A 6,210-nucleotide genomic window follows, 5' to 3' on the forward strand; every position below is an offset into this window, starting at 1 on the left:
GACAGGTTGGCTTGCCATCAGGATTGCGGAATGCGCCTGAGCCACGGCGCTGGATTTGCTTTTTTTCGCCAGAGCGGACAAGACGGCATGATCGTCGAAACGGAAACGGCACAGCACCTGATTGGACGCCGCCAGCTGCACGGTCTGCGCCAAGGACAGATTGGCGAGTACGTCGGCTAACTGGTCCGAGATCCCCATGCGAAACATGCCCATTGGCTTGTCTTCGCGCAGCAGACGCTGCGCGAGCAGGAGATAAGACAGGTTGACTTCTCTGATCTCATTGAGCATTTCGCTGGTGGCGCTCATGATTCCCCCGGGGTGTATCTGGCTGGTCAGGCCGTTACGGAAACGTTTGCTCGAACGCGCGATTGAAACCACACGAATCGGCTCGTTTCTGGTCTTGCGAGCATTGTGTCGAAAGGGGGAGCAGACGAAAATCGGACAGACACCCAGTCTACCTGGCGGATTAAGCCGTCATTCTTGTAGGAATTTTTCCTACAAGAAGAGGTCAGAAAGGAGTCTGGAGTAGACTAAGCGGCGCGCAGCCTGTGCCTCGCGATGCGCTTTGAATGAGGCTGTAGCCAAAAGGTGAACTAGTTAGTGAGCCTTGGTAGCTCGCGAAGCTCACCCTATTGAGGTGAGAAAGAATTATAAGACGTTTTCACTTCTGTGTAATGAACTCGGTGTAGAGGCCGCGCTTCAGCCCTGAAATCCGGCCTTGTTCTTCATTTCCAGCGTTTGAACGTCCCGCCAGTCGTGCTCCCCGACCATCGAATGAGCCCTCCCCGCCGACCTGTAACACATCATGTTTCGCGCTGTAACAACGTTAAGTGTTTGAAAAATAACTCGAATTAGCGCGGCCAATCCCGATAATGAGGCTAAGGGATAACCCGATGCAAGTTCGGAACACCCCCGGGCGGCGGCTTACCGCGCCCAACCGTCCGTCAGGCATTCGCTCCTCGCTCAAGCCGAGCGCCGTTGTGCGAAGCCGTTTTGAACAGGAGAAACGCATGCGAATCGCACAAATTGCGCCGCTGTATGAAGCTGTCCCGCCGAAGCTCTATGGCGGCACCGAACGTGTCGTCTCGTATCTGACCGAAGCCCTGGTCGATCTCGGCCACGACGTCACGCTGTTTGCGAGCGGTGATTCGGTCACCTCCGCGAACCTCGACGCGTGCTGGCCGCGTGCGCTGCGCCTCGATCCGACGATTCGCGATGCGCTCGCTCCGCATGTCCTGATGATGGAAAAGGTCCGCAAGGTTGCGCATGAGTTCGACGTCCTGCACTTTCACCTCGACTACCTGCCGTTTCCACTTTTCACGACCATGGACACGCCGTTCGTGACGACGCTTCACGGCCGTCTCGACTTGCCGGAGTTGCAACCGGTGTTCGACGCGTTCTCGGACGTGCCGGTGGTGTCGATTTCGGATTCGCAACGCTCGCCGCTGCCGCAGGCCAATTGGCTAAACACGATTTATCACGGCCTGCCGGAGCACTTGCTCACGCCGCAGACGCACAAGAAGCCGGAATACCTGGCGTTCCTCGGTCGTATCTGTCCGGAGAAGCGCGTCGATACAGCTATCAAGATCGCTGCACAAAGCGGTCTGCCGCTGAAGATCGCCGCCAAGGTGGACAAGGTCGACCAGGAATACTTCAAGAAGGAAATCGAACCGCTGCTCTCCATGGCGCACGTGGAGTTCGTCGGCGAAATCAATGAGGCGCAGAAGCCTGAGTTTCTGTCGGGCGCCAAGGCGCTGCTGTTCCCGATCGACTGGTCGGAGCCGTTCGGTCTCGTGATGATCGAGTCGATGGCGTGTGGCACGCCGGTGCTCGCCTTCAACCGCGGTTCGGTCCCGGAAGTGATCGACCACGGCGTAACCGGCTACATTGTCGAGGACGTTCAAGGCGCCGTGGCCGCGCTGCAGCGTTTGGATGAACTGTCGCGCACCGAAATCCGCGCGCAGTTCGAGCGCCGCTTCAGTTCGAAAACGATGGCCCAGAATTACGTCGACGGCTATTCGACCTTGATCGAAGCAACGCGCCGCCCGGTATTGCGCCAGGTGGCGGTGGGTTGAACGACGCGCTTAAGTGGCTGACGTTTCTATGCGATCAGCCGCTTAAGCCGGGCTTATGCCACGTTTTGTGTCGCGCTAGTGCCACTTAAGCCGTTTTGCGATTCGGCCGCCAAACACGAGTAAATTTGCCTGGTGAATCGTTTGCGCGAGCGGTTAGCAGGAGTTAACCTGGTTCTACTCCGAAAAAGCCGCCCCTCAGGGCGGCTTTTTTTAATACAACGGTGGATGCGCTTCCATGCCGGATTAGCGCGATGCGTATAAACCACCGGTCATCGATCAACCTTCAATTGGCTTTCGCCTGCACCGGCAGAACAATCAAGCCGCGCCAATCAGAAAGCGTTCGCGATTCTTGCCGACAATCCACTTTGGCGGTTTTCCGCGCCCGCTCCATGTATTGCCCGATTTCGGGTCCTGGTATTTCGCCGGCAGCGGTGCCTTCTTGGGCGGGCGTCCGCGCTTGGCGGCGACTGCAAAGCCGAGGTCTTGCGCGGTTAGACCGTATTCAGCGATCTTTTGGCGGATGTCGGCGACAACGTTATCGATTTCAGTGCGCCGGGCTTCCTCTGCCTGTGCCTGCAATTTGGCGATCTGTGCCTTGAGGTCTGCATATTGAGACATTTCGGTTCTCCCCTTTTCTAGAACTCATTCGCTCGCAGACTAGCTGCAATTATAAAAATTGGCAATGGACAATAATACCGATTTAGCAAGAAATCATCTGATAATTATTAAGCGTCGATGAATTGTAAAACGAGCGATTTATCAGGTAATAATAGGTAAAGGCGACTTCACTTTGACAATTCTTGACACCTAATCCGACTGTCTTTCCCTAGAATTGCGCGCTCAACGGCATGTATCCGAACTTGGTATTCATGCCGCTCCAGGCGTCAACCATTTTAGGATTACCAATCATGCAGTTGTCAAAACGCGTTGCTGCCGAGCTATTCGGCACCTTCTGGCTCGTGCTCGGAGGCTGCGGCAGCGCAGTCCTCGCCGCTAACTTCGCCGGCCCGGTCCATGGGCTGGGCATCGGCTTCGTGGGCGTCTCGCTCGCGTTCGGCCTCACCGTCCTGACCATGGCCTATGCGATCGGCCACATCTCCGGCTGCCACCTCAATCCGGCGGTGAGCGTCGGCCTGACCGTCGCCGGCCGCTTTCCGGCTCGCGACCTGCTGCCGTACATCGTCGCGCAAGTGACCGGCGCGGTGCTCGGTGCGCTGGTGCTGTCGTTGATCGCCTCGGGCAAGCCGGGATTCGACCTCGTCGCCAGCGGTTTCGCCAGCAATGGTTACGGTGAGCGCTCGCCGGGCCATTATTCGCTCGCCGCCGCCTTCATTTGCGAAGTGGTGATGACCGGCTTCTTCCTGTTCGTCATTCTCGGCGCGACAGACAAGCGCGCGCCGGCCGGTTTCGCACCGATCGCCATTGGCCTGTGCCTGACGCTGATTCACTTGATCTCCATTCCCGTCACCAATACGTCGGTCAACCCGGCGCGCTCCACCGGCCCGGCGCTATTCGTGGGCGGCGCAGCGGTGGATCAGTTGTGGATGTTCTGGGTCGCACCGATCATCGGCGCAGTGATCGCAGGCGTGCTGTACCCGGTCATCGCCGAAAGCCGCCGCGGCAATTCGCAGGAACTGGCGCTCGACTGATCGGCAAGTGCGCAAATTCGGGCGGTCAAAGCGGGCGCTACGGCGCCCGTGCCGTTTTGTACGCACGGTGCGGGCGGCTTGATAATCCGCCAAGGGCCCGCTGCTAGAATCGTGCGACTTCCTAAGCTCGCACAGGTGCTACCGATGACCCGTTTCCGCGGATTCCTGCATGGCGTCGTCCTCTCCATCGGCGCTTTGTCTGCAGGCGCATTGGCATTACCCGCAGCCCATGCCGCGGACGGCAATACTGAAACGCTCGTATTCGTGCGCCACGGTGAGAAACCCGCCAAGGGTTACGGCCAGCTCAATTGCCAAGGGCTCAACCGTGCTCTGGCCTTGCCGGCAGTCATCGCCGCCAAGTTCGGCAAACCGGATCTGATCTACGCGCCCGATCCCGGTCAGCAAAAGGACGACAGCGGCCATCCCTATTACTACGTTCGCCCACTTGCGACCATCGAGCCGACTGCCATCCAGTTCCAGATGCCGGTGCAAACCCCGTACGGCTTCGCCCAGATCGATCAACTCGGCACGGCGCTCGTCAATCCGGCCAATCGAGACAAGCTGATTGTCGTTGCGTGGGAACACAAGCTGATCGTGAAAATGCTGCGCCAAATGATGAGCGCGCATGGTGGCAACGCCGCTGATATACCCAGTTGGCAAAGCGACGACTTCGACAGTATTTATATTGTTCGTCTCGAGTGGCAAAGCGGAACGGCGCACGCCAGTTTCAAGCTAGACCGCCAAGGGCTAAACGGCCGCGCTGCGGATTGCCCATGCGCGGCACTGCCGGGCGCACCGTCCGCGGCCGCGACTGGCGCTTCCGCTGGCGCAGCTGATTAATTGGGTAATACAGATGTAAGCCCCGATTACGGGCACGGCTATCTGTTTTTTTCAGCGAGCCGCAACAAGCAGTCGCCGGCCCGTTCTGATTTGCCGCAAAGCCTTGCAAGACGGCGCTTCGAGCGGACCGCGCTGTGTGAGCAATGCGCTCGAATGTTCCTTCTATCGCCTTTCAAACCCTGCGACGATGCTTGCAGTCCGTAACATCTCGTCGCAGTAAGCGCCGACCGGAATGCGTAAATTGGTCCTGTGCGACAAACATACGTCGCCTCACAGGAGAACAACATGAAACGCATCGTCACTCATTTGCTGGTTGCTGCTGGACTCGCGGCGGGCGCATGCGGTGTCGCGCAGGCGCATACGGATCTGAACATCGGCCTGTCGCTCGGCGCACCGGTTTATGCCCAGCCTGCCCGTGTCTACGCGGCGCCGCAGCCGGTGTACTACGGCAATGGCGGCTGGGACCATCGTTACTATCGCGGCGACCGCGGGGATAATCGCGGCTGGGATCACCACGACCGCCGTTGGGGCCACGATGGCCGCGGAGATCGCCGTGGCGGATGGCACGACTGATCGTGGCCCGCGGCGCCAGGTCGCGAACCAGAATCGGTGCAACAGGCGGCCCGCAACCACGCAAGTGGATGCGGGCCGCTCCGCTTTCACGACATCAGTTCGTCGTCGAGCGAGAAGAGTTTGCGCAGATGGTGCGCGACGCCCGCTTCGAAGTTGTTGCCGATGCGCGGTACGTCCGGCAGACGCGCGATGAGATCCGGATTCGCATTGTTCATCATGAACGGATGGCCGGCTGTCTCCAGCAGATCGATATCGTTCATGTTGTCCCCGAAGGCCACGCATTGCGAGGCGCCGACGCCGAGTCGCTCCAGCACGATCTGTAACGCACGCCCCTTCGATACGTTCGAAGTCATCACTTCCAGGCAATCCGGTAGCGAATAGGTGACGTATAGCGCGTCGCCGAATTCGCGCTTGAGGTTGGCCGCCACGTGCGCGAGATCGACTGGCTCACCGATGTAAAGAGCCTTGGCGATGTCGACGCCATTGTGTTTCGGCAGATCGGTCACCGCATAGGTGAAGCCGGAATCCTGATGGAATTTGAGCAGGTCCGGTGCATCCCGGTCGATCAACCACGCCTTGTCCGTGAACAGGTTCACGATCACCCGGCCATGCGCACCGACGATTTCGGGCTGCACCAGTCGCTGCACGATCGCTGGAGGCAAATCGTCGGCGTGGATCACCGTGTTGTCCGGCGCGTGGATGCGCGCGCCGTTCGACGTGATCAGATAGGGGTTGATGCCCAGTACGTCGCGAATGCCCGCCACGTCGCAATAGTGGCGCCCGGTCGCGATCACGAAGTGCAGCCCATCGCTTTCCAGCTTACGGACGGTAGCGATCGTGAACGGATCCACCTGGTGATTGGCGTTGAGCAGCGTGCCGTCGAGATCCGTGGCAATGACTTTGTACATAGTGTGAGCAGCCGGGCAGCGTAAAGATCGCATTTTACCGTTGCGCGCCGTCTCGGGACGATCGCACCTGGGCGCGGGACGATTCTCAGCCGCCGATGCGAACCGCTTCGCGCTGCGCCAGCTGCAAGCCACCGTGTGCGGAGTCGGCCAGCGGCTCACGCAGAC

7 protein-coding genes are annotated in these 6,210 nt (G+C 59.3%); 4 read left to right on the forward strand and 3 right to left on the reverse strand.

Features of this window, described 5'->3' with window-relative positions; genetic code table 11:
• Positions 1-306 (reverse strand): flagellar transcriptional regulator FlhD (gene flhD, locus QOC89_RS21690; protein ID WP_323046891.1); only part of this gene is annotated, 306 nt, incomplete at its 3' end.
• A gap of 704 nt (positions 307-1,010) precedes the next feature.
• Between flhD and QOC89_RS21695 the strand changes: the two genes are divergently transcribed.
• Positions 1,011-2,075: a glycosyltransferase family 4 protein gene (locus QOC89_RS21695; RefSeq protein ID WP_323046892.1), complete on the forward strand. Its 1,065-nt coding sequence runs from the start codon at positions 1,011-1,013 to the stop codon at positions 2,073-2,075.
• Positions 2,076-2,390: 315 nt separating this feature from the next.
• Here the strand turns inward: QOC89_RS21695 and QOC89_RS21700 are convergent, their stop codons facing one another.
• Entirely contained in the window at positions 2,391-2,693 is a 303-nt protein-coding gene (locus tag QOC89_RS21700) for an H-NS family nucleoid-associated regulatory protein (protein WP_007179981.1), read from the reverse strand.
• A 290-nt stretch (positions 2,694-2,983) separates the two neighbouring features.
• On the opposite strand from QOC89_RS21700, the gene aqpZ reads away from it, so the two are divergent.
• The 3 genes from aqpZ (at position 2,984) to QOC89_RS21715 (ending at position 5,137) form a co-directional block, all read left to right on the forward strand.
• The gene (gene aqpZ, locus QOC89_RS21705; protein WP_323046893.1) at positions 2,984-3,724 is read left to right on the forward strand and encodes an aquaporin Z; all 741 of its coding nucleotides are present in this window, start codon (positions 2,984-2,986) and stop codon (positions 3,722-3,724) included.
• Between the two features lie 144 nt (positions 3,725-3,868).
• Positions 3,869-4,564: a histidine phosphatase family protein gene (locus tag QOC89_RS21710; RefSeq protein ID WP_323046894.1), complete on the forward strand. Its 696-nt coding sequence runs from the start codon at positions 3,869-3,871 to the stop codon at positions 4,562-4,564.
• A 285-nt stretch (positions 4,565-4,849) separates the two neighbouring features.
• The gene (locus QOC89_RS21715; RefSeq protein ID WP_323046895.1) at positions 4,850-5,137 is read left to right on the forward strand and encodes a PXPV repeat protein; all 288 of its coding nucleotides are present in this window, start codon (positions 4,850-4,852) and stop codon (positions 5,135-5,137) included.
• A gap of 86 nt (positions 5,138-5,223) precedes the next feature.
• Here QOC89_RS21715 and QOC89_RS21720 read toward each other — a convergent pair whose 3' ends face one another.
• Positions 5,224-6,045, reverse strand: coding sequence for a Cof-type HAD-IIB family hydrolase (locus QOC89_RS21720; protein ID WP_323046896.1), 822 nt, complete (start codon positions 6,043-6,045; stop codon positions 5,224-5,226).
• Between the last annotated feature and the right edge of the window lie 165 nt (positions 6,046-6,210).

The sequence above is a fragment of the Paraburkholderia sp. genome (genome assembly GCF_034668105.1).
Classification (GTDB): Bacteria; Pseudomonadota; Gammaproteobacteria; order Burkholderiales; family Burkholderiaceae; genus Paraburkholderia.